The 25713-nt window shown below is 65.4% G+C and carries 22 protein-coding genes, 1 tRNA gene and 1 pseudogene; 9 read left to right on the top strand and 15 right to left on the bottom strand.

Annotation, left to right across the window (positions count from 1 at the left end; genetic code table 11):
* The first annotated feature begins 16 nt into the window (after positions 1-16).
* From J6595_RS14510 to J6595_RS22850, 4 genes are all read left to right on the top strand, one after another.
* Entirely contained in the window at positions 17-2098 is a 2082-nt protein-coding gene (locus J6595_RS14510; RefSeq protein ID WP_209595283.1) for a hydantoinase/oxoprolinase family protein, read from the top strand.
* A 3-nt stretch (positions 2099-2101) separates the two neighbouring features.
* Positions 2102-3760 (top strand): hydantoinase B/oxoprolinase family protein, encoded by a 1659-nt coding sequence (locus tag J6595_RS14515; protein WP_209595284.1) that lies wholly within the window; start codon positions 2102-2104, stop codon positions 3758-3760.
* An 85-nt stretch (positions 3761-3845) separates the two neighbouring features.
* Complete coding sequence (locus J6595_RS14520; RefSeq protein WP_209595285.1) at positions 3846-5372, top strand: aldehyde dehydrogenase (NADP(+)); 1527 nt, start codon at positions 3846-3848, stop codon at positions 5370-5372.
* Positions 5369-5755: a hypothetical protein gene (locus J6595_RS22850; protein ID WP_342453206.1), complete on the top strand. Its 387-nt coding sequence runs from the start codon at positions 5369-5371 to the stop codon at positions 5753-5755. The genes J6595_RS14520 and J6595_RS22850 overlap by 4 nt, the downstream gene beginning before the upstream one ends.
* Positions 5756-5874: 119 nt before the next feature.
* On the opposite strand, the gene J6595_RS14530 is transcribed toward J6595_RS22850, so the two are convergent.
* A complete protein-coding gene (locus tag J6595_RS14530) occupies positions 5875-6093 on the bottom strand; it encodes a hypothetical protein (RefSeq protein WP_209595286.1) in 219 nt (72 codons plus the stop codon).
* 73 nt (positions 6094-6166) lie between these two features.
* Between J6595_RS14530 and J6595_RS14535 the strand changes: the two are divergent.
* A pseudogene (locus tag J6595_RS14535) lies at positions 6167-6277 on the top strand (IS3 family transposase); the annotation flags it as partial.
* On the opposite strand, the gene J6595_RS14540 reads toward J6595_RS14535, so the two are convergent.
* The 9 genes from J6595_RS14540 to J6595_RS14580 form a co-directional block, all read right to left on the bottom strand.
* The gene (locus J6595_RS14540) at positions 6274-7116 is read right to left on the bottom strand and encodes a response regulator (RefSeq protein WP_209595287.1); all 843 of its coding nucleotides are present in this window, start codon (positions 7114-7116) and stop codon (positions 6274-6276) included. The pseudogene J6595_RS14535 and the gene J6595_RS14540 sit on opposite strands and share 4 nt — an antisense overlap.
* Complete coding sequence (locus J6595_RS14545; RefSeq protein ID WP_209595288.1) at positions 7113-7568, bottom strand: response regulator; 456 nt, start codon at positions 7566-7568, stop codon at positions 7113-7115. The genes J6595_RS14540 and J6595_RS14545 overlap by 4 nt, the downstream gene beginning before the upstream one ends.
* The gene (locus J6595_RS14550) at positions 7565-9424 is read right to left on the bottom strand and encodes a sensor histidine kinase (protein WP_209595289.1); all 1860 of its coding nucleotides are present in this window, start codon (positions 9422-9424) and stop codon (positions 7565-7567) included. Before J6595_RS14550 ends, J6595_RS14545 begins: the two co-directional genes overlap by 4 nt.
* Before the next feature lie 10 nt (positions 9425-9434).
* Complete coding sequence (locus J6595_RS14555) at positions 9435-10367, bottom strand: response regulator (protein WP_209595290.1); 933 nt, start codon at positions 10365-10367, stop codon at positions 9435-9437.
* A 74-nt stretch (positions 10368-10441) separates the two neighbouring features.
* Positions 10442-11158 (bottom strand): histidine kinase, encoded by a 717-nt coding sequence (locus J6595_RS14560; protein WP_209595291.1) that lies wholly within the window; start codon positions 11156-11158, stop codon positions 10442-10444.
* Entirely contained in the window at positions 11155-11562 is a 408-nt protein-coding gene (locus J6595_RS14565) for a response regulator (RefSeq protein WP_209595292.1), read from the bottom strand. Before J6595_RS14565 ends, J6595_RS14560 begins: the two co-directional genes overlap by 4 nt.
* Positions 11563-11626: 64 nt before the next feature.
* Entirely contained in the window at positions 11627-13285 is a 1659-nt protein-coding gene (locus J6595_RS14570; RefSeq protein WP_209595293.1) for an ATP-binding protein, read from the bottom strand.
* 790 nt (positions 13286-14075) lie between these two features.
* On the bottom strand, positions 14076-14780 hold the full coding sequence (locus tag J6595_RS14575) for a histidine utilization transcriptional repressor HutC (protein ID WP_209595294.1): 705 nt from the start codon (positions 14778-14780) through the stop codon (positions 14076-14078).
* A complete protein-coding gene (locus tag J6595_RS14580) occupies positions 14777-16141 on the bottom strand; it encodes a formimidoylglutamate deiminase (RefSeq protein ID WP_209595295.1) in 1365 nt (454 codons plus the stop codon). Before J6595_RS14580 ends, J6595_RS14575 begins: the two co-directional genes overlap by 4 nt.
* Positions 16142-16222: 81 nt before the next feature.
* Between J6595_RS14580 and hutI the strand changes: the two genes are divergently transcribed.
* The 4 genes from hutI to J6595_RS14600 are packed head-to-tail and all read left to right on the top strand — an operon-like array spanning position 16223 to position 21295.
* The gene (gene hutI / locus J6595_RS14585) at positions 16223-17437 is read left to right on the top strand and encodes an imidazolonepropionase (RefSeq protein ID WP_209595296.1); all 1215 of its coding nucleotides are present in this window, start codon (positions 16223-16225) and stop codon (positions 17435-17437) included.
* On the top strand, positions 17434-18963 hold the full coding sequence (gene hutH, locus J6595_RS14590) for a histidine ammonia-lyase (protein WP_209595297.1): 1530 nt from the start codon (positions 17434-17436) through the stop codon (positions 18961-18963). Before hutI ends, hutH begins: the two co-directional genes overlap by 4 nt.
* 56 nt (positions 18964-19019) lie before the next feature.
* The gene (hutU, locus tag J6595_RS14595; protein WP_209595298.1) at positions 19020-20693 is read left to right on the top strand and encodes a urocanate hydratase; all 1674 of its coding nucleotides are present in this window, start codon (positions 19020-19022) and stop codon (positions 20691-20693) included.
* A gap of 44 nt (positions 20694-20737) precedes the next feature.
* A complete protein-coding gene (locus J6595_RS14600; protein ID WP_425342156.1) occupies positions 20738-21295 on the top strand; it encodes a HutD/Ves family protein in 558 nt (185 codons plus the stop codon).
* 340 nt (positions 21296-21635) lie between these two features.
* Here the strand turns inward: J6595_RS14600 and J6595_RS14605 are convergent.
* The 5 genes from J6595_RS14605 to J6595_RS14625 form a co-directional block, all read right to left on the bottom strand.
* Positions 21636-21711: transfer RNA gene (locus J6595_RS14605), tRNA-Lys, on the bottom strand.
* Positions 21712-21911: 200 nt separating this feature from the next.
* A complete protein-coding gene (locus J6595_RS14610; RefSeq protein ID WP_280891062.1) occupies positions 21912-22358 on the bottom strand; it encodes a PilZ domain-containing protein in 447 nt (148 codons plus the stop codon).
* Positions 22359-23056: 698 nt separating this feature from the next.
* Positions 23057-24076 carry a ketol-acid reductoisomerase gene (gene ilvC, locus J6595_RS14615; RefSeq protein ID WP_245198427.1) on the bottom strand — a complete coding sequence of 340 codons (1020 nt, stop codon included), beginning with the start codon at positions 24074-24076 and terminating at the stop codon, positions 23057-23059.
* A 2-nt stretch (positions 24077-24078) separates the two neighbouring features.
* Entirely contained in the window at positions 24079-24780 is a 702-nt protein-coding gene (locus J6595_RS14620) for a TetR/AcrR family transcriptional regulator C-terminal domain-containing protein (protein ID WP_209595302.1), read from the bottom strand.
* A 77-nt stretch (positions 24781-24857) separates the two neighbouring features.
* Positions 24858-25574: a DNA helicase gene (locus J6595_RS14625; protein ID WP_209595303.1), complete on the bottom strand. Its 717-nt coding sequence runs from the start codon at positions 25572-25574 to the stop codon at positions 24858-24860.
* Positions 25575-25713 lie beyond the last annotated feature (139 nt).

The raw sequence follows: 25713 nt of genomic DNA on the forward strand, positions 1-25713 counted from the left end.
GAATTGGACAAACATGATGACTGACAAGATTACCCGCGTCTCGACCGATGTCGGCGGCACCTTCACCGATTTGGTGTATTTCGAGACAGATCTGGCGACGGGCGCGCAACGCGTGCTGACCGAGAAATCCGACACTACGCCGCCAAACTTCGAGCAGGGCGTGCTGAACGTGCTGGACAAGGGTGGGGTCGACATCTCGACGGTGGACTTCTTCGCCCATGGCACCACTGTGGTGATCAACGCCCTGACCGAGCGCAAGGGCGCCAAGGTCGGGCTGCTCACCACAAAGGGCTTCCGTGACGCGATCGAGATCGGCCGCGGCAACCGCCCCGACTTCTTCAACCTGCTGTACAAGAAGCCCGCCCCCTTCGTGGAACGCTACCTGCGCCGCGAGATCACCGGGCGGATGGACTATCAGGGCCATGAAGTCACCCCGCTGGATCTGGCGGGCCTCGACGAGACGCTGGACCTGTTCCGCGCCGAGGGAATCGAGGCCATCGCGGTGAGCTTCCTGCATGCCTACGCCAACCCGGCGCACGAACAGCAGATCAAGGCCGAGATCGAGACGCGCTGGCCCGAGGTGACGGTGGTCACCTCTCACCAGATCACCCGCGAATGGCGCGAGTACGAACGTACCAACACCGCGATCCTGTCGGCCTACGTACAACCCAAGGCACAGCGCTACCTCGAGAAGCTGGAAACCGGCCTGACCGACAACGGTTACAAGGGCCAGCTCTTCATCATGCAGTCGAACTGCGGCGTGGATTCGGTGGATGCCGTCAAGGCGGTTCCGATCACCATGGTCGAAAGCGGCCCGGCCTCGGGCTTCTGGGGCGCGGCCGAACTGGGCAGGATCATCGGCGAGCCGAACATCTTGGCGCTCGACATCGGCGGCACCACGGCGAAATGCTCGCTGATCGAGAACAACCAGGTCACCATCAAGACCGACTACTGGATCGAACGCGACCGCAAGTCGGCCGGGTATCCGATCATGGTCCCGGTGGTGGACCTCGTGGAGATCGGCAACGGCGGCGGATCGATCGCCTGGGTCGACGATTTCGACAAGCTGCACGTGGGTCCGCAATCGGCCGGCTCCACCCCCGGACCGGCGGCCTATGGCCGGGGCGGTGAAAACGCTACGACGACCGACGCCAACCTGGCGCTTGGCCGGATCAACGAGGACTACTTCTGTGGCGGCTCCGTCGAGGCGGACATGCCGGCGGTGGAAAGCGCGCTGGAGAAGCTGGCCGGCAAGCTGGGCAACAGCACCCGGGACGTCGCCCGCGGCATCGTGCGGATCGCCAACTCCAACATGGTCAACGCGCTGAAGCTGGTCTCGGTCAACCGCGGCTATGACCCGCGCGACTTCACCCTCGTCGTCTTCGGCGGTGGCGGCCCGATGCATGGCGTGGCGCTCGGACAGGAGCTGGGCGTGAAGAAGGTGGTGGTGCCGCGTGGCGCGCCAGTGTTCTCCGCCTGGGGCATGATGATGTCGGACCTGCGGCGCGACTACTTCGTCACTCGCCTGATGGACGGCAACGACCGCGACGGGCTCGACGAGCTGCTGTCGAACACGATGGAGCTGGCGCGCGAGGAATACGCCCGCGAGGGCGTGGCCGGCGACAAGGTGAGCTTCAGGCCGCTCGTGCGCTGCCGCTACCAGAACCAGGAATTCGCCGTCGAGGTGCCGGTGCCCGCGGGCCCGGTGACCGACGAGGTGATCGCCCGGATGCTGAGCGAATTCCACGAGATCTACGAGCGCGAGTACACCTATCGCCTGTCGGCCGGTGTGGAGATCATCGGCATCCACCTGATCGCGGCCTCCGAGGTCGGAAAGCTGGAGCTGGTGCCGCTGCCGAAGACCGGGGCGAAGCTGGAAGATGCCGTGAAGGGCCACCGTATGGTCGACTATGCGACCGAGGGCGAACACGAGGCGACGATCTACGACAGCACCAAGTTCGAGCCGGGGATGTCCTTTGCAGGGCCGGCGGTGATCGAGGATCCCGGCACCACGATCGTCGTGCATCCCAGCAACCGCGTTTCCATCGACGATTACGGCAACACGCATATCGAGACGCGTACAGAGGAAAAGGGCTGAGCCATGACGGACAAGACTTTTGATCCCGTCACCTTCGACATCATCCAGAACGCCCTGGAAGCCATCGCGGACGAGATGTTCTATGCTCAGGTGAAGACCTCGATGAGCGCGATCATCTACGAGGTGCTGGACCTGTCGACCTCGGTTCTGAGCCCCCAGGGCGAGATCGCGGCCTCGGGTGCGGGGATCCCGGCCTTCATCGGCGTGCTCGACAAGGCGATCTTGGGCATCCTGAAGAAGTTCCCGCTGGACCAGATCCGCGAGGGTGACGTCTTTGCCTCGAACGATCCCTACTTCGGCGGCGTGACCCACCTGAACGACATGGTGCTGGCGCAGCCGGTGTTCCACGAGGGCAAGATGGTTGCCTGGGTCGCCAACATCGCCCACTGGAACGACGTGGGCGGCAACGTGCCGGGCTCCATGTCCTCGGAAGCCACGGAAATCTTCCAGGAAGGCGTGCGGATCCCTGCGGTGAAGCTCTTCATGGAAGGCCAGCAAAACGAGGCGGTCTTCGACATCCTGAAGATCAACTCGCGCCTGCCCGACTTCCTGCATGGCGACCTCTGGGCCGGCATCGCGGGGCTGCGCATCGGCGAACGCCGGGTGCTGGAGCTGGTGAACAAGTACGGCGCCGATACCTTCGAGACGGCGGTCAGCGACTACATGGACCTGGGCGAACGCCGGGCCCGCGCAGCGCTGGAGAAGATCCCGCACGGCACCTATGCCTTCTCGGAAGAGCAGGATTCCGGCGTGGTGCATAACGTCGAGCTGACGATCACCGCGGATGAATTCATCGTCGACCTGACGAACAACCCGGCGCAATCGGGCTCGCTCAACTGCTCGCGCGAGGGTACCGAGATCGCCGTACAGCTGGCCTTCAAGGATTTCACCGATCCCGACGCCCCCGGCAACGGCGGCTTCTTCAAGCCGCTGAAGGTGGTGACGAAACCCGGCACGATCTACCACGTCGAGGCCCCCGGGGCGCTTGGCTATTACTCCGAGGTCGAGATCCGGCTGTTCGACATGATTCTGCGTGCCCTGGCAGAGCATTTCCCCGGCGTTGTGCCGGCGGGCAACTTCGCTTCCATCTGCGGCACCAACGTGGGCGGTCCGCACCCCGAAACCGGTCGCCATTATACCATCGTTGAACCGCAGGTCGGCGGTTGGGGCGCCTGGGAAGGCTGCGATGGTGTGTCTGGGCAGTTCTCCGGGTTCCACGGCGAGACCTTCAACTGCCCGGCGGAAGTGGCCGAAGCGCGCTATGGCCTGGGCGTCGACCAGGTGGCGCTGAACACCGAGCCCGGCGGCGAGGGGCAGTGGCGCGGCGGCAAGGGCATCGAGACGCATTACCGCGTGCGCGCCGACAACAACTTTCTGTCGGTGGGCTATACTCGCAGCCGGATCGCGCCCTGGGGCGCCTCGGGCGGGCTCGACGGCTCGGTCAACTACGTCGAGGTTCTGCGCCGCGACGGTGGCAAGGAACGCCACGCCTTCTGCACTAACCTGAAGGTCAACGAGGGCGACGTGATCCGCGTGGTCACCGGCAACGGCGGCGGCTATGGCGACCCCAAGCTGCGCAGCCGCGACGCGATCAAGCGCGACCTGCGCAATGACTACCTGACGCCGGAACGCGCCAAGGAAATCTACGGCTACGAGGCCTGAGCGCCTGACTGCCGCACAGCGACAGCCGCCCTCATGGGGGCGGTTTTTTCATGACATGCAAGACCATACCTGCAAGGAGGCCGACATGACCTTTACCCCTCACGGCAAACACCTGATTGCCGGCGCATGGATCGCCAGTGAAGCGACCTTCTCCTCCGAGCCCGCCCATGGGCCCGCGTACGACTTCTCGCTCGGCACCCCCGAGCTCGTGGCGCAGGCCTGCGAGGCCGCAGAGGAGGCCTTCTGGAGCTACGGTTATTCGACCCGTGCCGAGCGCGCGGCCTTTCTGAATGCCATCGCCGACGAGATCGAGGCCCGCGCCGAGGCGATCACCGAGATCGGCAGCCAGGAAAGCGGCTTGCCCGAAGCGCGACTAAAGGGTGAACGCGGCCGCACGACCGGCCAGCTGCGCATGTTCGCCGATCACATCCAGAAGGGCGATTACCTGGACAGGCGGCACGACGCAGCCCTTCCCGACCGCGCCCCTGCGCCCCGACCCGAGCTGTTCACGATGCAGCGCCCGATCGGCCCGGTGGCCGTCTTCGGCGCCTCGAACTTCCCGCTCGCCTTCTCGACCGCCGGTGGCGATACCGCCGCCGCGCTGGCCGCGGGCTGCCCCGTGGTGGTGAAGGGCCATGGCGCACACCCCGGCACCGGCGAGATCATCGCCGAGGCGATCCACGCCGCCGTGGAGAAGACCGGCATGCCGAAAGGCGTCTTCTCGCTTGTGCAGGGCGGTGACCGATCGGTGGGACAGGCCCTCGTGCAGCACCCGCTGATCAAGGCCGTGGGCTTTACCGGCTCTCTCGGCGGCGGTCGCGCGCTCTTCGACCTTTGCGCCCAACGCCCTGAACCGATCCCCTTCTTCGGCGAGCTGGGCTCGGTCAACCCGATGTTCCTGCTGCCGGAAGCGGTATCCGCACGCGGTGAGGCCCTGGGCCAAGGCTGGGCCGGATCGCTCGCCATGGGCGCGGGCCAGTTCTGCACCAACCCCGGCATCGCCGTGATGCTGGAAGGGGCCGAGGGCGAGGCCCTGGTGGAAGCCGCTCGCGCGGCGCTGTCGGAAACCGGCGCCCAGGTCATGCTGACCGACGGCATCGCCAAGGCCTATGCCTCGGGCGCCGAGAAGGTGGCACGCGAGCCGGGTGTGCAGGAGCTGCTGAGCTCGGTCTGTGACGTGCGCGAGGCCAAGCCCTTCCTGTTCCGGATCTCGGCCGACGACTGGCTGGGCAACCACGCGCTGACCGAGGAGGTCTTTGGCCCGCTCGGCCTGGTCGTTGTGGCAAAGGACGTGGACCAGATGGTCGAGGTGGCCCGCAGCTTTGCCGGGCAGCTTACCGCGACGATCCACATGGGTGACGGCGACGCGCCGCTGGGCCGCCGCCTGATGCCGGTGCTGGAACGCAAGGCCGGCAGGGTTCTGGTGAACGGCTTCCCCACCGGCGTTGAGGTCTGCGACACGATGGTGCATGGCGGCCCCTATCCCGCCTCGACCAACTTCGGTGCAACCTCGGTGGGCACGCTGTCGATCCGCCGCTTCCTGCGCCCGGTCTGCTATCAGAACCTGCCGGCGGCCCTGCTGCCCGAGGATCTGGCCGAGATTGCGCAATGAATGCGCAGGATCTCTCTGACCTTTCGGCCCGCCTCGATCAGGTGATCGGGGCGGGCGCCGCCGAACAGACCGCCTGGTTGCCGCGGCTGGCCTCCTTCGACAGCACCCGCGGCAAGGAAGGCCCCTGCCAGGCCTGGCTGGCCGGTGAATTCGAGCAGCGCGGCTGGAGCGTGGACAGTTTCGCCATTTCCGAGGTGGAGATCGCCGGCAAGCCCGGCGCCTCGGCGGTGGTTGACGTGGACTACGACAAGGCGATCCAGGTGGTGGCCAAAGCCGGCACCGAGGGCGGCAAGGGCCGCAGCCTGATCCTGCAGGGCATATCGACGTGGTACCCACCGGCGCGCCCGAACTCTGGGACCGCGATCCCTTTACTCCCGAGGTGAAGGACGGGCGCATGTAGGGGTCTGTTCCGGTAGGGGGCCAAATCGTACGCTAAGGGTGAGCGCTTCGGTTTAGAGTGCGAGAGACGGTCGGGCGTAAGACCGAGAACAACTCGGCGAGATCACTGGCGCTGTAGTCGCCGGTATCGTACATGCGGCGGAGTTCCCGCTGCTGCCTGTCTGGGACCCTGATCGACGTCTCGCGCTTCGAGGCGCTGACCGCACCCTTTCTCGACCGCCTCCTCGACGGCATAGCCGCAGGTCTTGAGTTCGATCAGCAAGGAAAGCTCGCCGAGGCAGAGATCGATCGCGTCTATCAGGTCGCTTTCATTGCGAAGCACCGGACCATCTGGCCGGTGGCATGGCTGTGCAGTGCGCTGTCTCCCGCTCGGGCTTTCATGCCTGGCTCAACCGCAGGCCGATGTGTTCGACTATATCGAGCGCTTCTATAACCCACGGCGAAGGCACTCGACACTGGGCTATATGAGCCCCGCCGAGTTCGAGGAGAAAGCTATGTTAGCTTAACCTGGTGTCCGAAAAACCGGGAGCAGGCCAGCTTTCAGCCGGGCCTCCGCACGCTCCGCACGCAGATAGGTCTCGACGATCAGCGTCTCGTCGCTCGCCACGCCGCGATAGCCGAGAAAAGCGCCGCCGCGATTGAAGACCGGCGCGCCGGTCATCACCAGATGGAACTCGCCGCCTGCCGGTGCGCGAAAGGCGAAGCGGAAGTGCCGGAAGGGCTCGCGTGCATCGAGCACGCGTTTGTGGCCACGCCAATGTGGATCACGCTCGATGTCGATGCCGCAGGCCTCCCAGAGAGTCCGTCCGACGCTTCGAAGGGGGTCCGACCATTCGGCCTGTTCGCCGGATTCGGCGGTAAAGGCGATCCGGTGCTCGGCGTCTGTCTCCCATATCCAGTCGGAGGTCGCCTCGACGATCTGCCGGTAGCGCTCTTCGGAGGCTCGGCGCGCATGGTTTTGCTCGGCCGCCGCGAGTTCGCGCACGACGGCCGGAACGAGCCGCGAGAGATTGTGCTTGAGGACGAGATCGCTCGCACCCTCGCGCAAGAGCGAGACGGCGATTTCCTCGCCGACGGCGCCGGAGACGACCACGATCGGCATGTCGCGGTCGGCGGCCTTCACGGCACTGGCGATGTCGCTGAAATGGGTGTTCGGCAGATTGTAGTCCGAAAGGACGACGTCCCAGCTCTCGTCCCTCAGCAGGCAACGCGCGACATGAAGACTCGGCGCGACCTTCGTCTCCACCTTGAACTCATGGCGCCGGAACTCCCGCACGAGAAGTTCGGCATCGTCGGCGTTGTCCTCGATGAGGAGGACCCGTGTGCCCCCGCCCGTTGCACTCATGACGGCATCCTCGCATCGTTTCCTCGGGGGCATTCGTTGAGATTGAGCCAGTATTCGCAAAGCCGGCGAGCGGCTTCGACGAAGGCGTCGAAGGCGATCGGCTTGCGCACGTAGCTGTTGCAGCCCAGCTCATATCCGCACAGAAGATCGCGTTCTTCCCGCGAGGAGGTCAGGACCACGATCGGCAGCTTGCGGCCATCCGCATCGGCGCGCACGCGCCGCAGCACCTCAAGGCCGTCGATGCGCGGCAGGTTGAGATCGAGGAGGATGAGCTGCGGCGTCAGACGCCCGGCGCAGGCACGGGGGCCGGTGCCGAACAGATAGTCGAGGGCCTCGACGCCGTCGCGCGCGACGATGATCTCGTTGGAGATCTTGTTCCTGCGAAGGGCCCGGATCGTCAGGGCCTCGTCGTCGGGATTGTCTTCGATCAGAAGGATCGGTCTTGCCGTCATGGTCCCGGCTTTCCCAATGTGAAGAAGAATGTTGCGCCGAGGTCGGGCGAGGCCTCGGCCCAGATCCGCCCGCCATGGCGGCTGACGATCCGCTGGGCCGTCGCAAGGCCAATGCCGGTGCCCGGATAGGTGTCGGCATGCAGGCGCTGAAAGGCTCCGAACAAGCGGCCGGCATGTTCCATGTCGAAGCCCGCCCCGTTGTCGGCGACGAAGAAGACCGTGTCCGCCCCGCGGCCACGACGTCCGACCGATATCTCGGCGTGGTCGGCCTTTGCCGTGAACTTCACGGCGTTGCCGAGGAGGTTTTCGAGGAGGATCTGCAACAGGCCTGCATCCGCAACCGCCGGCATCCCCGGCTCGATAGTCCAGCGGACGGGGTGAGGGGATTCCACCGCATCCACCACGGTGCGGGCAAGCTGCGTGACGTCGATAGGAGTCGGTCTGATGTCTGTTGTGGTCACGCGGGCGAGCCCGAGGAGATCGTCGATGAGATGGCCCATGCGCTGGGCCGCAAGACGGATGCGTTCGAGATAGCGCCGCCCCTCGGGATCGAGCGTATCGCCGTAATCCTCGTAAAGCGCGAGGCTGAAACCATCGATCGAGCGCAGCGGCGTGCGCAGATCGTGGGACACCGAATAGGAGAATGCCTCGAGCTCGCGATTGACCGAGGCAAGCGCCATGTTGTCCGTCTCGAGCTGATGCGCCAGATCGCGCACCTTGGCTTCGGAAACGCTCCGGCGCTGCCATTGCGAGCCGATTGCAAGCGATGCGGCGGCAAACAGAACGAGCGTGCCGGCCCAGACCACGGTCTCTGCGAGGAGAGGGCTATTTGCGTTCGATTTTGCGCGCTCGGGCGAGAGAAAGGCCACGGCGTACCAGCGCGGCCGGGTCGCGCGACCGGGATTACCGGCGGCGAGGGTCCGATCGACGGCAGCGAAGGCAAACTCGCCCGTGGCCGTCGAGGCGGCGCCGACAAGCTCCTTTGCGTTGCGCATTGCTTCCCAGGCAGCGCCATGGGCAGCCGCGAAGCTCAGGGACTGGCGATCGTGATACATGAACGCCCATTCGACGGTGGGGTCCGGCCCGAGCAACCAGTAGCCGGCCTCATCGATCAGCCAGACCTCTCCGCCGCGCCCGATAGCCTTGCGGCGCAGATCTTCGAGGAGATCCCTGGCGTTGTAGTTCAGGACCAGGACCCCGCGTCGTTCTCCTGAGGGATGGAAGACCGGCGCCGCAAAACGCAGGGTCGGTCGGATCGGCACCTCGATCACTCCGCGTTCGACGTTGAGATCCAGTCGCGAGATATAAAAGTTGCCATCAGGCAGACCGATCGTCTCCTCGAAGTAATAACGGCTGGCCTTGTCCTGCAGAAGGTGCTGCGCCAGCGCAACGGGTTGCCCCGCGGCGTTCACGTCGACCCGCAGCACTTCCTGGCCGGCGATGTCGAGCAAGCGGGCGGAGTTGTATTGCGGTTTATGGCCGAGAAACTCGACCAATTGCTCTTCAAGCCTTTGACGGTTGGCAACCCCGCCAGTCTCCAGCCACTGCCGCAATGTGCGATCGTCGGCGAGAAAGCCGGCATCCGTCACGCCGTTGCGAAGATGCGCGTTGACGTCGATCACCGCGATGTCGACGATCTGTTCGAGGGTTTTGCCGTGGAGCTGCTCGATGGCTTCCGCCTCGACCCAGACGACCAAAGCGAAGGCCGCTGTCGCCAGAAAAGCCGCCGGCACGAAGACGAAAGCGGCCTTGGCGTAGAGGCCGCGCGCCACGAAGCGGCGGGACGGCATTGCCGCACGCGACCACCATCGCTGCGGTGATCGCGCTTTGTCCGGCGGTATGGCGAAGTCCGTCATCGCCGATCCGTCAGGCCCGCAGAATGGGGCAGTGGGTCCTCAGGGCCGAGGCGATTTCCTCGAACAGAAACGGCTTGCGAAACACGCCGGTCGCAGCTCTCGGCCCGAGCAGGTCTTCCACCCTTGGCGTGGGACGTTCTGCGGTCTCGAGCTCGCCCGTGATGACGAAGATCGGCAGTGTCGCTGTGTCCTTGTTCTCACGCAGCCGCCAGATCAGATAATGGCCCCCGCCATTGGGCATCAGATAGTCGGTGATGACGGCGTGGGGCTCTTCGCGCACGGCCGTCCGGTAGGCGTCGATCCCGTTGTCGGCGACGAAGATCGTGGCCTTCATCTTCTCCAGCCGCGATCTGAGGGCGGTGATTACACCGAGATCGTCGTCGACCAGGAGGACGCGGGCGCCGGGAGCCGGCAAAGTTCCTGAACGGGTCGCAGTCCCGGTGGGCAAAAACGACCGAGACTGCGAAGGGTCGGTCTCAAGCGTCTCCAGTTGCAAGAGATCGGCGAGGATCGAGCGAATGTTGCTCCAAGCCTCTGTGGTCTTGGGAACGTAATAGGCGCCGATCGCCTCGCATCGCTCGCTCGTCTCGTTGTCCCGGCATCCCGTCAGGACGATGACGTTCATCCCCGGCATCTTCGAATTGAGCAGCAGTTCACAGACCTGAAAGCCGCCGACCTCAGGCATGTCGATGTCGACGATCATGACGTCGGGAAAGTTGTTGCGGCTCTTCAGGACCGCCTGCAGCCCGCCTTCTGCCGTCGTGACATCGAGACCGAGCCGCCGGCAGCGCGTCGCAAGGACGCGGACGACGCCCGGATCGTCATCGACGATCAGTATCTTCGGCGAGACTGTATCCAAATCGCGGTTGAACGCATCGGGAGGGGTCGTTCCCACGGCAGCAAGGGACCGGCTTTGCTGGATCTCATTCATTTTGGGGTTCATCGGCGCTCTCCTTCACGACCTGTCAGTAGTCTCTTCAAGCCGAAGCTGAGTTTCATGGCATCGATCCTTGCCCATCATGGACAAGGCAGTTGCACAACGAATGCCGGGTTTCCCTCCTTCGTCCTGAGGATCAGATCGCCGCCGATCCGGGCGAGCATGATCGCGGCGAATTGCTGGCGGAACGTTCGCACTGCCGCACGCCCGTCATCTTCCTCGCCGAACACATCGTCCGCCATCCATTCATCGCCGCGCCACATGGCGAGCCGGAATAGCCTGGCTTGTGCGGTGGGCGGCACCTCGATGCGAATGGTCTGGCGTTTTGTGGCAGAGCGGCAGAGATCATTCAGTAGCGCCAGAACGATTTCGGAGAATGGCGAGGGACCGCCTTCGATCCGAGGCGTGCCCGGCGCGATCTGCAGTTCGAGCGCCTGGTTCCAGCGGAGCGCGGCCTGTTCGAGTTTCTCGCTCATGGCCGCGAGAAGCTCCTCGGCCGAGACCGGCTCGGGTCGGTCGTCCGCGACGACGCTCGCGGTGTCGCGGAGAAACTCCAGATCACATAACAGCGCCTCGATATCGAAGACGCGGCCGTGGACGAGGGTGAGGAGTTCGATGTCCTGCTGCGCTTCAGCTGGGTCCAGATCCTCCCTGACGATGTCGGCAAATTCCGAGATGACCGCCAGGGGGGTGCGGCAGTCGTGACAAAAGGCCCGTAACAGGGCAGGCGAAAGAACCGGCGCGCTTGTGTTGGCGGCTATACCCGGCGGTGCCTGCCCATCGATGACGGCGCTCATCGGCTATCTCCCGCACCAGACGCGCCGACCAGTTCTGCGACAGCCGCGATGGCGCCGGGCCGGAACGGCTTGGTCATCGGTGGTAGCATGCGCAATCCGCAATCCTCACCTGCCAAAGCGAGTTCGGCGAGGTCCACCTGGCTCATGCCGCTGATCAGCTGAACCCAGGCATTGCAGTGGGCTCTAGACAGGGTTTCGAAAGGATCCGCGACCTCGGTATCCGGCAGGCCCGCATCGAGAAAGACGAGGCTCGGCTTCACCTTGCTGATGGCCGCCTCCAGCTCGGCCAGCGAACCGCAGTCGATCGCGGTAAAGCCCCGACGTTTCAGGGGATGAAAGATGATGCGGCGAATGTCCGGATCATCGTCGACGATGATGCAGACGGCTTCAGGGGTTTCGGTCATGGCGTGTCTTTCGAATATGACGGGCACGCGGCCGCCGCGCTTCGGATGTGAGCCGGATGCGGGTTCATGCAGCCTCCAGCACGGCCCGCAGCGTCGTTGCGAGTTCCTCGCGGCGATATGGCTTGCGCAGGATGCGGGCGGGGGCGTCTTCCGCCAGTCTTTCGTATTCCTCGGTGTAGCCGGTCGTCAGAAGCACCCGCAGTCCCGGGCGCATTCGCCGGGCCTCTTCAACCAGGCCGAGGCCGTTCATCCCGCCGGGCAGGATGAGATCCGAGAAAAGAAGATCGATCGAGTCGCCGTTGCGCAGAACCGCCAAGGCCGACGGCGCGTTGTCCGCTTCGATGACCGAGTAGCCGAGCCGCCCGAGAACGCGCGACACGAAGCGGCGGACCTCCAATTCGTCCTCGACGAGAAGGATGCGCTCACAGCCGGTGGAAACCTCCGTGGACATCTTCCGGGACAGCTTCGGGGCCGCTTGCGGTCTCGTGGCCGCCATGGGGAGATCGAGATGGACGGTCGTCCCCCGCCCGGTTTCGCTTTCGATGAAGACGTGACCGCCTGATTGCTTGACGAAACCATAGACCATCGCCAGGCCGAGCCCCGACCCGCGACCGATAGTTTTCGTCGTGAAGAACGGTTCGAAGGCCTTGCCGCGCACTTCTTCCGACATGCCCGTTCCGGTGTCGGCGACACTGACGCGCAGAAAGCCGGGATCTACACTTTTGGACGGTGAGGCGTGGTCAAGGGTCTCTGCACGACGTGCCGAGATCGTCAAAGTGCCGCCTTCGGGCATGGCGTCGCGAGCATTGATCGCCAGATTGATCAGGGCCGATTCGAAGAGCGGCCGATCTACCAGCGCCGTCGCATCCGGACATGTGTCGCAGGTGACGACATCGATCTGCTCGCCCAGCGTTCGCTTCAGCATGTCGGTGAGCGACGAGATCGACTGCGCCAGGTTTACAGGCTCGGGCTGGAGAGCCTGCCGGCGACCGAAAGCCAGAAGCCTCTCCGTCAAAAGCGCACCACGCTCGGCAGCTTTGATCGCCAACTCTGCGACCTGACGCAATTGCGGATCCGAAATGTCGTCGAGAATGATCTCGCAATTGCCGAGGATCACGGCGAGGATATTGTTGAAATCATGGGCGATCCCGCCCGTCAGATGGCCGATCGCCTCCATTTTCTGAGCTTGGCGGAACTGGGCCTCCAGTCGAAGCCGCTCCGTCGCGTCGGACATGACACCGACATGGTGGCTGATCCGGCCCTCGGCGTCGAAGATCGGCGAGACATCGAGATCATTCCAGAAAGGGTTCTTGTCGCGCCGATAATTTACCAGTGTCGCACGGAAGGAGTGGCCGGTCCGAAGGGCAATGCCGAGCGCCTGGACCGTCGTCGGATCGGTCTCCTCGCCATGCAGGAAGGCTGGGTTCCTGCCGAGCGCTTCCGCAGCCGGATAGCCGGTCAACGCCTCGAAAGCCGGGTTGACGTAGATGAGGGGTTCGCCGATGCGCTGGGCGTCGGTGATCATGACGCCCTGGTCCAGGGCCTCGAGCGCCCGGTTCCTGAGTGCCAGCACGGCATCGCTGCGTCGCTTGTCCCAGGCTGACGCCAGAACATAGGCGACGGTGCCGAGAAAGCTGGATTCGCTCTCCTCGCAAGGCTCGAAGGGCTCCGGCCGCAGCACGGCGATGACGCCGCCCCGTTTCAGCCTCGGTCCGATCGGCATTGCGATACCGTGTCCTTCCGGCGCGTCCGCTCCCAAGGCGGTCTCGATTTCCCCTGGGCCGAAACGGACGAGATCGTCCCCGCAGAGGGCTTCGTAGAGCGCACGACAAGCCCCGACCGGCACCGGCTTGCCGCCTCGTTCCGGGCACGGCAAGCCGGCCCCTCCGACGAGCCTCATGGCTCGCCGATCGGCCGAGAGTTCAAAGACCGCGACGCCATCGGCCGCGAAGACATCGGCGAGAAGCTCGGCGGATCGCGTGATGAGATGCGATGGATCTCCACCTTCGAGGGCGCCCTGCATGATTGTGGTCAAAGCCTGCCACCGGAGCTCGCTCGAGTGCGGCCTTTCCGTGGAAACCGACGCTGCGGTGTCTGTCGCCTCGATCGCCCCAGGCTTCAGGAAGCGGCAGCCTTCTGTTTCGGCCCAAGCCCCTTTCCGTCCTTCCACTGGCCCCGATCTCAACGACGACATGGCTGCCCTAACCAATATTTCGACCCGTCTGGATTTCAGCCGCGTGCTACCGCAAAATACTATATTAGTTTTACTTTGATTTTTGACATACGTTACCTTTTATTGCCGTCGTTAGCAACTTTAATTATTTAATTCATCGAATGAATAATACAATATAATGGTTTTATATTAGGTGTAGCGATCGAGGGTCGGCTTGAACAGGCAATGACGCAGATGTTGTGTTCGGGATGTTCTGCCGGCGCCTTTGCTGGTGTGACACGCGTTGACGTGCATCCAGATCCTTGTGCGCTTCGACGACGATAGGATGAAGCTGGTATCTTCAAAGCGTGCTTGTCATGCGGTGGGATTGCGGATGGACCATGCGCACGAAGGTGATGGGGCGGGCGAGGAGCCAGGTGCGGCGCTCGCCGACGAAGACCGGCGCGTCAGTCTTGATTTTCAGGCAGTCGGCCTCTTCGGAGCTTGGCCGGTCGGCGAGGAAGCTGAACTCGCCGCGTGAGAAGGGGGCGGATGCGACCAGCCACTCGTTCGGTCCGATCGCTTGGAAGGGCTCGTCGAGGGCGAGGGGAGCTGCGGCCGCGTTGATCAGCCGATCCTCGAACTGGTAGGGCTCGCCATCGGCCAGATGCAGACATTTTACGTGCAGGATGACCGATCCGGGCTCGACCTCCAGCCGAAGCGTGTCGGCCCGGCTCGCCCGGCGCTCGGCGCGGGATAACAAGCGATAGGCGTAGGTCATGCCCGACGCTTCGATCTCCTGCGAGACGAGCGGAATGATGAAGCGCGCCTCGCGGACGGGATTGAGCGAGACGCGGGTGCCGACCTTGCGTTTGCGCTCGATCAGTCCGGCTCGCGCCAGCTCCTGCAAGGCCCGGTTGACCGTCGCCCGGGCCGCGCCGAATTCGACGGTGAGGGCCTCTTCGCCGGGGATCAGGCTTCCCGGCTTCCAGACCTGATCGCCGATGCGCCGGGCGATTTCGTCGCGGATATCGCGGTAGGACGTGCGCTGGGACCGCGTCGTCATAAGCGCGACAGCACGCTTCGATAGACGGACTGGTAGGCCCCGGCGATCTCATCGCGGCGAACGTGGCGCCCGCTTTCGACCACATGCCGGCCCGCCGACCAGACATGCTCGACCCCGATGCCGTTGGCGGCGAAAATCCAGGCGTCGAGGAGGCCGTCGCCGCGAGGAAGATCGCTGAAGTCGTCGGCCTCGAGCGCGACGAGGTCGGCCACGCGCCCCGCCTTGATCCCGCCGCTCGCCCGGCCGAGCGCCGCCGCTCCGCCGGCAAGGGCGTGGTCGTAGAGAAAGCGCCCGACCGAACCGTCAGGCCTTGCGAGGACCGAGCGGGCCTTATGGTGCAGTCGCTGGGAATATTCGAGCTGACGCAGTTCCTCGGCGAGGGAGATGCAGACGTTGGAGTCCGTCCCGACGCCGAAGCGCCCGCCTGCTTGGAGGAAAGCGCTCGCCGGAAACGTCCCGTCGCCGAGATTGGCTTCGGTGACGGGGCACAGCCCGGCTATCGCGCCCGACCGGGCCATCGCATCGGTCTCGCCGGCGGTCATCTGCGTCGCGTGAATGAGGCACCAGCGCCGGTCGACGTCGAAATTGTCGAGAAGCCATTCGACCGGACGCCGTCCCGTCGCCGCTTCGACCTCGGCGACCTCCGCCTCCTGCTCGGCGATGTGCAGATGGATCGGCGCCTCCGGCATCAGAGCTGCGAGCCGGACGATGTCCTCGCCGCTCGCGGCGCGCAGGGAGTGCGGCGCAAGGCCGAGGCGGGCGTCGGCGCCGAGCGAGGCGAGATGCGCGCGCGCGCCGTCGAGAAGCCGCTCGAAACCGTCGAGATCGTTGCCGAAGCGAAGCTGGCCGCCGGCGAGCGCCCGGCCGTCGAGGCCGCCGCGCTGGTAGTAGACCGGCAGCAGCGTCAGCCCGATCCCGCTATCGCCTGCCGCAGCCACGATCCGGCCGGAAAGCTCGGCGCGGTCATCATAGGCGGCCCCGCCGGGCGCGTGGTGGAGATAATGAAACTCGGCGACCGCCGCATAGCCCGCCTCCAGCATCTCCATGAAGGCAAAGCGCGCGATCGCCTCGATCTCGTCCGGCGAAAGGATGTCGAGGAAGCGGTACATCAGCTCCCGCCACGTCCAGAAGCTGTCGCCCTGGCCCTCGGGGCTGCGCCTTTCCGTCAGCCCCGCCATCGCCCGCTGGAAGGTGTGGCTGTGGAGGTTCGAGACGGCCGGAAGCAGGGCTTCGACGCGTGTGTCGGCGCCGTCACCCGGACCGTTCGCAACCGAGGAAATGAGCCCCTCTTCGTCGATCGAGACCAGGACGTCGGATGCCCAACCGTCGGGCAGAAGAGCTGCTTGGGCATGGATGCGCATGGCGGTTTCCGGTTCTTGACAATCAATTTGTATATACATAACCATGAAGCATTCCGATGAAAAGGGCAGAGGACGGCTCACATGACACGGACCCTCTGGAGCGAACTCACCCTCGCGACCATGCGGCCGGGCGATGATCGTCGGCTGATCGAAAATGCCGCGATTGCGATCGAAGGCGAGCGCATCGCCTTTGCCGGCCCGGCTTCAGAGCTGCCGCCAGATTGGCAGGGCGTCACGGCAGAGTCCCTTGACGGGCGCCTCGTCACCCCGGCGATGATCGATTGCCACACCCATCTCGTCTATGGCGGCGACCGCGCCCGCGAATTCGAGATGCGGCTCGAAGGCGCGAGCTACGAGGAGATCGCCCGCGCCGGCGGCGGCATCGTCTCCTCGGTCAAGGCGACCCGCGAAGCGGGGGTGGACGGGCTCGTCGCCGCCGCGCTGCCCCGCCTCGACGCGCTCCTCGGCGAAGGTGTCTCGACGGTCGAGATCAAGTCGGGCTACGGCCTTGCGATCGAGGCGGAGCTCGACATGCTGCGCGCGGCCAGAGCGCTCTCGCGCGAGCGGCCGGTGCGGGTAATGACGAGCTGGCTCGCCGCCCATGCGACCCCCGCCGAATACAAGGGCCGCAACGCCGACTATATCCGCGACATCGTCCTGCCGGGCATGGAGCAGGGCGCGGAAGAAGGCCTGATCGACGCGGTGGACGGGTTCTGCGAGGGCATCGCCTTCTCGCCGGACGAGATCGCCACCGTCTTCGATAAGGCGAAGTCCTTGCAGCTGCCGGTCAAGCTCCATGCCGAGCAGCTCTCCAATCTCGGCGGGGCGAAGCTTGCGGCCTCCTACGGTGCGCTTTCGGCCGATCATCTGGAATATCTCGATCAGGCGGGCGTCGAGGCCATGGCAAAGGCCGGCACCGTCGCGGTCCTTTTGCCCGGCGCCTTCTACGCCATCCGCGAGAAGCAGGCGCCGCCCATGGCGGCGCTCCGCGAGGCAGGCGTTGCGATGGCGGTCGCCACCGATTCCAATCCCGGCACCTCGCCTATGACGTCGCTGCTGCTGGCCATGAACATGGCGGCGACGTTCTTCGGCATGACGGTCGCCGAATGCATGGCCGGCACCACCCGGGAGGCGGCCCGCGCCCTCGGGCTTCTGGGCGAGACCGGTACGATCGAAGCCGGCAAATCCGCCGATCTGGCGGTCTGGAACGTCGCGACCCCGGCGGAACTCGTCTACCGCTTCGGCTTCAATCCCCTGCATATGCGGGTCTTCAAGGGCAGAAAGAACGTATCATGACGTTGGTCCTTCATCCGGGCTCGGTCTCGCTCGAAGACCTCGAACGGCTCTACTGGTCGGGCGAGCCCGCCCGGCTCGACCCCGGCTTCGACGCCGCGATCGTGAAGGGCGCCGAAAGGGTGGCGGCAGTCGCGCGGGGCAATGCGCCGGTCTATGGCATCAATACCGGCTTCGGAAAGCTCGCCTCCATCAAGATCGACGCGGCCGACGTCGCGAAACTCCAGCGCAACCTCATCCTCTCCCATTGCTGTGGCCTCGGCGCGGCGCTGCCGGAAAACGTCGTACGCCTCGTCATGGCGCTGAAGCTGATCTCGCTCGGCCGCGGCGCGTCGGGCGTACGGCTCGATCTGGTCCGGCTGATCGAGGCCATGCTGGAGCGCGGCGTGGTGCCGCTGATCCCGGAGAAGGGCTCGGTCGGCGCCTCGGGCGATCTCGCGCCGCTGGCCCACATGACCGCCGCGATGATGGGCGAGGGCGAAGCGTTCTTCGAAGGCGAGCGGCTCCAGGGCGCCGAGGCACTGAAGCGGGCCGGGCTCGAACCCATCGAACTGACCGCCAAGGAAGGCCTCGCCCTCATCAACGGCACCCAGACCTCGACGGCGCTGGCGCTGGCGGGGCTTTTCCGCGCTGCCCGCGCGCTTCGGGCCGCGACCGTCACCGGCGCGCTCGCGACAGACGCCGCCATGGGCTCCTCGGCGCCGTTCCACCCAGACATTCATACTTTGCGCGGCCATCGCGGCCAGATCGATATCGGCGCCGCCCTGCGTTCGCTGCTCGACGGCTCGCCGATCCGCGAAAGCCATGTCGAGGGGGACGAGCGGGTGCAGGATCCTTACTGCATCCGCTGCCAGCCGCAGGTCGTCGGCGCCTGTCTCGATCTCCTGCGCCAGGCGGCACGGACGCTGGAGATCGAGGCCAACGCCGTCACCGACAATCCGCTGGTCCTCTCCGACGACACGATCGTTTCCGGCGGCAATTTCCACGCCGAGCCGGTCGCCTTTGCCGCCGACCAGATCGCGCTTGCGGTCTGCGAGATCGGTGCGATCACCCAGCGGCGGATCGCGCTGCTGGTGGACCCGGCCTTGTCGCACGGCCTGCCGGCCTTTCTCGCCAAAAAGCCCGGGCTCAACTCCGGCCTGATGATCGCCGAAGTCACCTCCGCGGCCCTGATGAGCGAGAACAAGCAGATGTCGCATCCCGCCTCGGTCGATTCGACGCCCACCTCCGCCAACCAGGAAGACCACGTCTCCATGGCCTGCCATGGCGCGAGGCGGCTCGCGCAGATGACCGAGAACCTCTTCGGCATCGTCGGCATCGAGGCGGTGACGGCGGCGCAGGGCGTCGAGATGCGTGGGCCGCTGGAGACGAGCCCGTCCTTGCAGCGGGCGCTCGCCACGGTGCGCGCGGCCGTCCCGAGCCTCGAAGAGGACCGCTATCTCGCGAACGATCTCGCAGCGGCGTCAGCCCTCGTCGCAAACGGCGCGATCGAGGCCAGCATCGACGCCGGCCTGCTGCCGCAACTTTGAGCCCGACAATCTGACCGGAGCGCTGCCTCCGATCCCCTTCTTTCAAAGGCCAGCCGATGACCAATCCCCGCCACAACATCCGCGACGTCAGGAGCCCGCGCGGGACCGAGATCTCCGCCAGGAGCTGGCTGACGGAAGCGCCGCTCCGGATGCTGATGAACAATCTCGACGCCGAAGTCGCCGAGAACCCCCATGAGCTCGTCGTCTATGGCGGCATCGGCCGCGCCGCCCGCACCTGGGACGACTTCGACCGCATCGCCGCCACCCTTCGGACGCTGGAAGAAGACGAGACGCTGCTCGTCCAGTCCGGCAAGCCGGTCGGCGTCTTCAGGACCCACAAGGACGCGCCGCGCGTCATCATCGCCAATTCCAACCTCGTGCCGCACTGGGCCACCTGGGACCACTTCAACGAGCTCGATAAGAAGGGCCTGGCCATGTACGGCCAGATGACCGCCGGCTCGTGGATCTATATCGGCACGCAAGGCATCGTGCAGGGCACCTACGAGACCTTCGTCGAGGCCGGTCGCCAGCACTATGACGGCAACCTCAAGGGCAGATGGGTGCTGACCGGCGGGCTCGGCGGCATGGGCGGCGCCCAGCCGCTCGCCGCGGTCATGGCCGGCGCCTCCTGCCTTGCCATCGAATGCAATCCCGATTCCATCGAGTTCCGCCTGCGCACCCGCTATCTCGACGAGAAGGCCGAGACGCTGGACGAGGCGATGGCGATGATCGAGGCCTGGACGAAGGCGGGCGAAGCCAAGTCCGTCGGTCTTCTCGGCAATGCCGCCGAGATCCTGCCCGAGATGGTCAAGCGCGGCATCAGGCCCGATATCGTCACCGACCAGACCTCGGCCCATGACCCGATCAACGGCTATCTGCCCATCGGCTGGAGCATGGGTGAGTGGCGGGCCAAACGCGAGAGCGACCCCAAGGCGGTGGAAAAGGCGGCGCGCGCCTCCATGCGCACCCATGTCGAGGCGATGCTCGCCTTCCATCATGCGGGCGTGCCGACCCTCGATTACGGCAACAACATCCGCCAGGTGGCGAAGGACGAGGGGCTGGAAAACGCCTTCGACTTTCCGGGCTTCGTGCCGGCCTATATCCGGCCGCTGTTCTGCCGCGGCGTCGGCCCGTTCCGCTGGGCGGCGCTCTCGGGCGACCCGGAGGACATCTACAAGACCGACGCCAAGGTGAAAGAGCTCCTGCCGGACAACCACCACCTCCACCGCTGGCTCGACATGGCGAAGGAGCGCATCGCCTTCCAGGGGCTGCCGGCACGCATCTGCTGGGTCGGCCTCGGCGACCGCCACAAGCTCGGCCTCGCCTTCAACGAAATGGTCGCCTCGGGCGAATTGAAGGCGCCTGTGGTCATCGGCCGCGATCATCTCGATTCGGGCTCGGTCGCCTCGCCGAACCGCGAGACCGAGGCGATGAAGGACGGCTCGGACGCCGTGTCCGACTGGCCGCTCCTCAACGCCCTCCTCAACACCGCCTCGGGCGCGACCTGGGTGTCGCTCCATCACGGCGGCGGCGTCGGCATGGGCTTCTCGCAGCATTCGGGCATGGTGATCTGCTGCGACGGCAGCGACGATGCCGCGCGCCGGCTGGGGCGCGTCCTGTGGAACGATCCCGCCACCGGCGTCATGCGCCATGCCGACGCAGGCTACGACGAGGCGCTGGACTGCGCCCGCGAAAAGGGGCTGCGCCTGCCCGGCATTCTCGGCAACTGAGAGGGCCGGTCATGCACATCCTGCGGGCCGACCGACACAGGCGCATGGCCTGGAAGAACGGCGGCGGCGAAACGATCGAGGTCGCCGTCCATCCGGACGGCGCGGATCTCGACGCCTTCGACTGGCGCGTCTCCATGGCGCGCGTCGAGGCGGACGGGCCGTTCTCCGCCTTTCCCGGCATCGACCGCACGCTCGCGATCCTCGAAGGCGAGGGGATGGAGCTCGATGTCGACGGCATGGGCTTGCAGCGCCTGACGCGCGGCTCTGCTCCCTTCGCCTTTCCCGCCGATGCTGCGACTAAAGCCACGCTTATCGACGGCCCCATCACCGACCTCAACGTCATGTCGCGGCGCGGGACGGCTCGTCACCGCGTCACGCGCATCGCGGTCGCAGAACGGATGCCGATCGCGCCGGCGGCACAATGGACCATCGTGGTGCCGCTCGGGCCCATTCAGGCCGAGACGAGCTGCGGGCCGCTCGAGCCGCTCGGCTCTGGCGACGCGCTCGTCCTTCTGCCCGGCGATCCAGCCGTCACCCTCTCCGCCGCCTCGCCGCAAACCGCTTTCCTCGTCGAGATCGACACGCCTTCACACTTCCCCTGAGCACTTGCCGCCTTGAGCATCTGACCCGGCCGTCGATCACGACGCGCCGATCTTCCTGCTTTTGATCATCTACGGTGCAAAGGAGGCCGTGTTGCGGACGGGCCTCGAAACGCTCTTCGACGCGGTGGCGGAGCGTTATCGATTTTCTTCAAAGCACGATGCGTCGATTCAGACCCTTGGGGGGCCTTTCCGCGTCCAACAGGACGCCGGGCGCTCCAGATCCGATGGTGCCGATTGACCCATATGCGCATCCTCCCGCGCTCAGGGAACCAGACCATTGCTCCGTACAAAAGCATGCAATTCATGCTTCTTGCCGAACACTCTCAGTCGGTGGAAAGAATGGTGGGTGATGTAGGGATCGAACCTACGACCCGCTGATTAAGAGTCAGCTGCTCTACCAACTGAGCTAATCACCCGCCGCCGCGTCTTGCGGATGGCGGCTGTATAAAGAGTGGTTTTCCGCCTGTCCACCCTCGTTTTCGCTGTTTTGGACAATCGGCGGAAAGTTCGTTTCAAACCTCGCATCGGAGGGCGGGTTCTGAAGCCGGATCTGCCACGTCGCCGGGCCGCTGCGGGCTTTCCTGCGGCGTGCGCTTCGGCCGCCGCGAATGTCCCGTCAATTGCTCCTGTGCCAGGAAAAGCGGGATCTTACGGCGTCCGGCAGGATCTCCGGCTCGATCCGGTGAATGGCGCCCGAGCGTTCTGCCGCAGGCTTCGAGGCGCTGGCGTCGGCATGGTTTTCCGCGTGAGGGTGGGCGTGCGGATTGGCGCGCGAGCCATTGTCGGTGATGTCGAGAAAACGGATGCCGGCGAACATCGAGCGGCGATAGATCAGTTCGGCGGGCCGGTTGGCCTGTTCTTCACCGATTCGGATCCGAAATTCCTTCGGCAGATGGACGCTGTCGTCGATGGTCAGCAGCGCGCCGGTCGCCGAGACGTTGCGCACGATGCAGTCGAAAGTGGAAAAGCCGTTATTGAAGACGATCTTGGCGCGCTTCAGCACGCGCATGCGTGTCGCCCCGCGGCGTTCGGCCCCTTCAAAGTCTGACGCTATCGCAGTCATTTTATGCCTCCGGGACTATCAACTGGGCAACACGGTCTCATGTTGCAGTTTCCAATCGGTGAAGTCGCCGGGAAAAAATCGATGCAATTGTAGGAGCGAATCACAAAACAGCCGCCGGGCAAGGCGCCGGCGCCTGTTCTGCGGTGACGATCAGTCTGTCGTTCCCTCGTAAGGTCGCAAGGACTGGCTATCGTCTGAAATGCAAAGCCCTTCGTCGCGCTCGTTCTGGATGAGGGGGCCTCGATCCGCCGCCCGCCCGCAGCGTCGCAGCCGCGAGGACGGGCAGGCAGAGGAGGCCGTGGATCGTCGGAGCGCGCGGTGTCCGAGGTTTAGTTGCGCTCTTTGTCGACCAGGGCGTTGGTCTTGATCCCCCCGCCCGCCCGCAGCGTCGCAGACGCGAGGACGGGCAGGCAAAGAAGGCCGTGGATCGGCGGCGGGCGCCGCGCCAGTTCTTAGTTGCGCTCTTTGTCGACCAGGGCGTTGGCCTTGATCCCCCCGCCCGCCCGCAGCGTCGCAGACGCGAGGACGGGCAGGCAAAGAAGGCCGTGGATCGGCGGCGGGCGCCGCGCCAGTTCTTAGTTGCGCTCTTTGTCGACCAGGGCGTTGGCCTTGATCCCCCCGCCCGCCCGCAGCGTCGCAGACGCGAGGACGGGCAGGCAAAGAAGGCCGTGGATCGGCGGCGGGCGCCGCGCCAGTTCTTAGTTGCGCTCTTTGTCGACCAGGGCGTTGGCCTTGATCCACGGCATCATGCCGCGCAGCTTCTCGCCGACTTCCTCGATCTGGTGCTTGTCGTTGCGCCGGCGGATGCCCTTGAAGCGCGCGGCGCCCGAATGCCATTCCTGCATCCACTCGGAGGTGAACTTGCCGGTCTGGATGTCGGTGAGCACCCGCTTCATCTCGGCCTTGGTCTCTTCCGTGATGATGCGCGGGCCGGTGGCGTATTCGCCCCATTCGGCGGTGTTGGAGATCGAGTAGTTCATGTTGGCGATGCCGCCCTCATAGATGAGGTCGACGATGAGCTTCACCTCGTGCAGGCACTCGAAATAGGCCATCTCAGGCGCATAGCCGCCCTCGACGAGGGTTTCGAAGCCGGCGCGGATCAATTCGACGAGGCCGCCGCACAGCACCACCTGCTCGCCGAAGAGATCGGTCTCGCATTCTTCCTGGAAGGTCGTCTCGATGATGCCCGAGCGGCCGCCGCCGACGCCCGACGCATAGGAGAGGCCGAGGTCGAGCGCGTTGCCGGAGGCGTCCTGATGGACGGCGACGAGGCAGGGCACGCCGCCGCCGCGCTGATATTCCGAGCGCACCGTGTGGCCCGGGCCCTTCGGCGCGACCATGAGAACGTCGACGGTCTTCTTCGGCTCGATCAGGCCGAAATGGACGTTGAGGCCGTGGGCGAAGGCGATCGCCGCGCCGTCGCGGATGTTGGGGGCGATGTCCTTGTTGTAGATGCCGGCCTGAAGCTCGTCGGGCGTCGCCATCATCATCAGATCGGCCCAAGCGGCGGCTTCGGCGACGGACATGACCTTGAAGCCGTCGGCCTCGGCCTTCTTGGCGGTGGCCGAGCCTTCGCGCAGGGCGATGGCAATCTCCGGCACGCCCGAGTCCTTCAGGTTCAGCGCATGGGCGCGGCCCTGGGAGCCGTAGCCGATGATGGCGACCTTCTTGCCCTTGATGAGACCGAGATCGGCATCGCGATCGTAATAGACGCGCATGGTCATTCCTTCCCTTGTTTGCTTTCGCGTTGTGGCCCGTCTGGCCGTTGGTCGGCCCCGTAAAGGGCCATGAAATGCCGCGCCGCACGGCTTGCCGCGGCGCGGATGTCGGCGGGCGACAGGTCGATCCTGTCGCCGAGAAGCAGCCTGATCTGGACGTCGCGCACGACCAGGCCGAAGAAATCGCGAAACGCTTCGCCCCCATCCTCGAAGGCGAGAAGGCCCGCCTCGCGGCCCGTCTGGAGCAGCGGCGCGAGGCGCCGGCCCATGGCGACGGGGCCGTTCTGAAGAACGATCCGGCCGAGATTGCGTCCGCCGCCGCTGGCTGCCTCACCGACGGCAAGCCGGTTCAGCGCGACCGACGTCTCGCTGGCGAGCACCGTCAGCCAGTCGGCGGCGAAGGCCTCGAGGCCGCCGAGAAGCCGCTTGCGGTCGAGGTCGCTCCGCCCGACCGGCAGGCCGCGCACCTTGGCCGCCTGCCACTGCACCATCGCGGTCAGGAGGCCGTCGCGATCGCCGAACCACTTATAGAGCGATTCCTTCGAACAGGAGGCGGCTCTGGCAAGGCTCGACATGGTCAGCGTCGCCTTGGGATCGACGATGAGGGCCAGCGCGGCGTCGAGCACGTCGACCTGCCGGGCGGTCGGGCCATCGCCCGCGCCGCCCTTGCCGGTCTCGTTCTCGAATGCCGTCGCCAGATCCATCAGCCGTACCGTACGTTACGGTACGGGCGTTTAACGGCACGGCGAAGGGATTGCAAGAGGCGATATCGCGCGAGAAATCAGGCGGCGGCGTTCATCGCCCCGAACCGGACTTCGCCGTCGTGAAGGAAGCAGGCCGTTGAAAACAGGCCAAGATCGAGGGGATTGGGCTGGCGAATGTCGGATGGTTCCGGCATCTTGCGGCCCCGGTCCTCGAAGGCCCGGTCGATCTGCGAAATCGCGACGACCGTCGCGCCGGTAGCGGCGGCGAAATCATGCAGCTGGCGGACCTGAACCGAAAGCTGCGGTTTGCGGCGCTGCTGGTCGAGAAGCTGCAGATAGTCGATCACCGCGAGGGCCGGGCGCGGTGCGGCGCCCATGCGATCGATCATGAAGCCGGCGGCGATGTCGTCGGACGTGTCGACGACGAGCCGAGCGGCCTCGCTCCCAAGACCGAGGGACCTCAGCCGCTGCGAAATTCCGGCTTCCGTTTCCTCGAGGGTGAAGAAGAAGGCGCTTCGCCCGGCGCGCACCGCCGCGACCGCGAGTTCAAGGCCGAGCAGGGTCTTGCCATGGCCCGGCCGCGCAGCGAGGAGGGCGAGATCACCCGGCGCGAACCGGGGGAGGAGCCGTTCGCCCGGCCGCAAGCGTGACGCCTCGGCCGCGAGAAGGCTCCAGCTTCGAAAGCCTTCGCGCCGGGCCAGCCGGTCGAGCGCCTCGTGAAGCGGTATCGCGGCCTCGCGGGACAACAATCGCGCCTGCCGTTTCAGTCTGAAGATCGGGAGAGACAGTTTCATCGAGAACCTCCGCGTTGCGAGCAAGGTCCGCAATCCCTCCTCATGCGCGCTCGAACGGGGTCGGTCCAAAGAGCCGATCTTCCTGCATGGCGAATGCTTTCCCGAATGGAGGGGGGAGGCCCGGGTGAGGCCAACGCAG

The sequence above is a fragment of the Jiella mangrovi genome (genome assembly GCF_017815135.1).
Taxonomy (GTDB): Bacteria; Pseudomonadota; Alphaproteobacteria; order Rhizobiales; family Rhizobiaceae; genus Jiella; species Jiella mangrovi.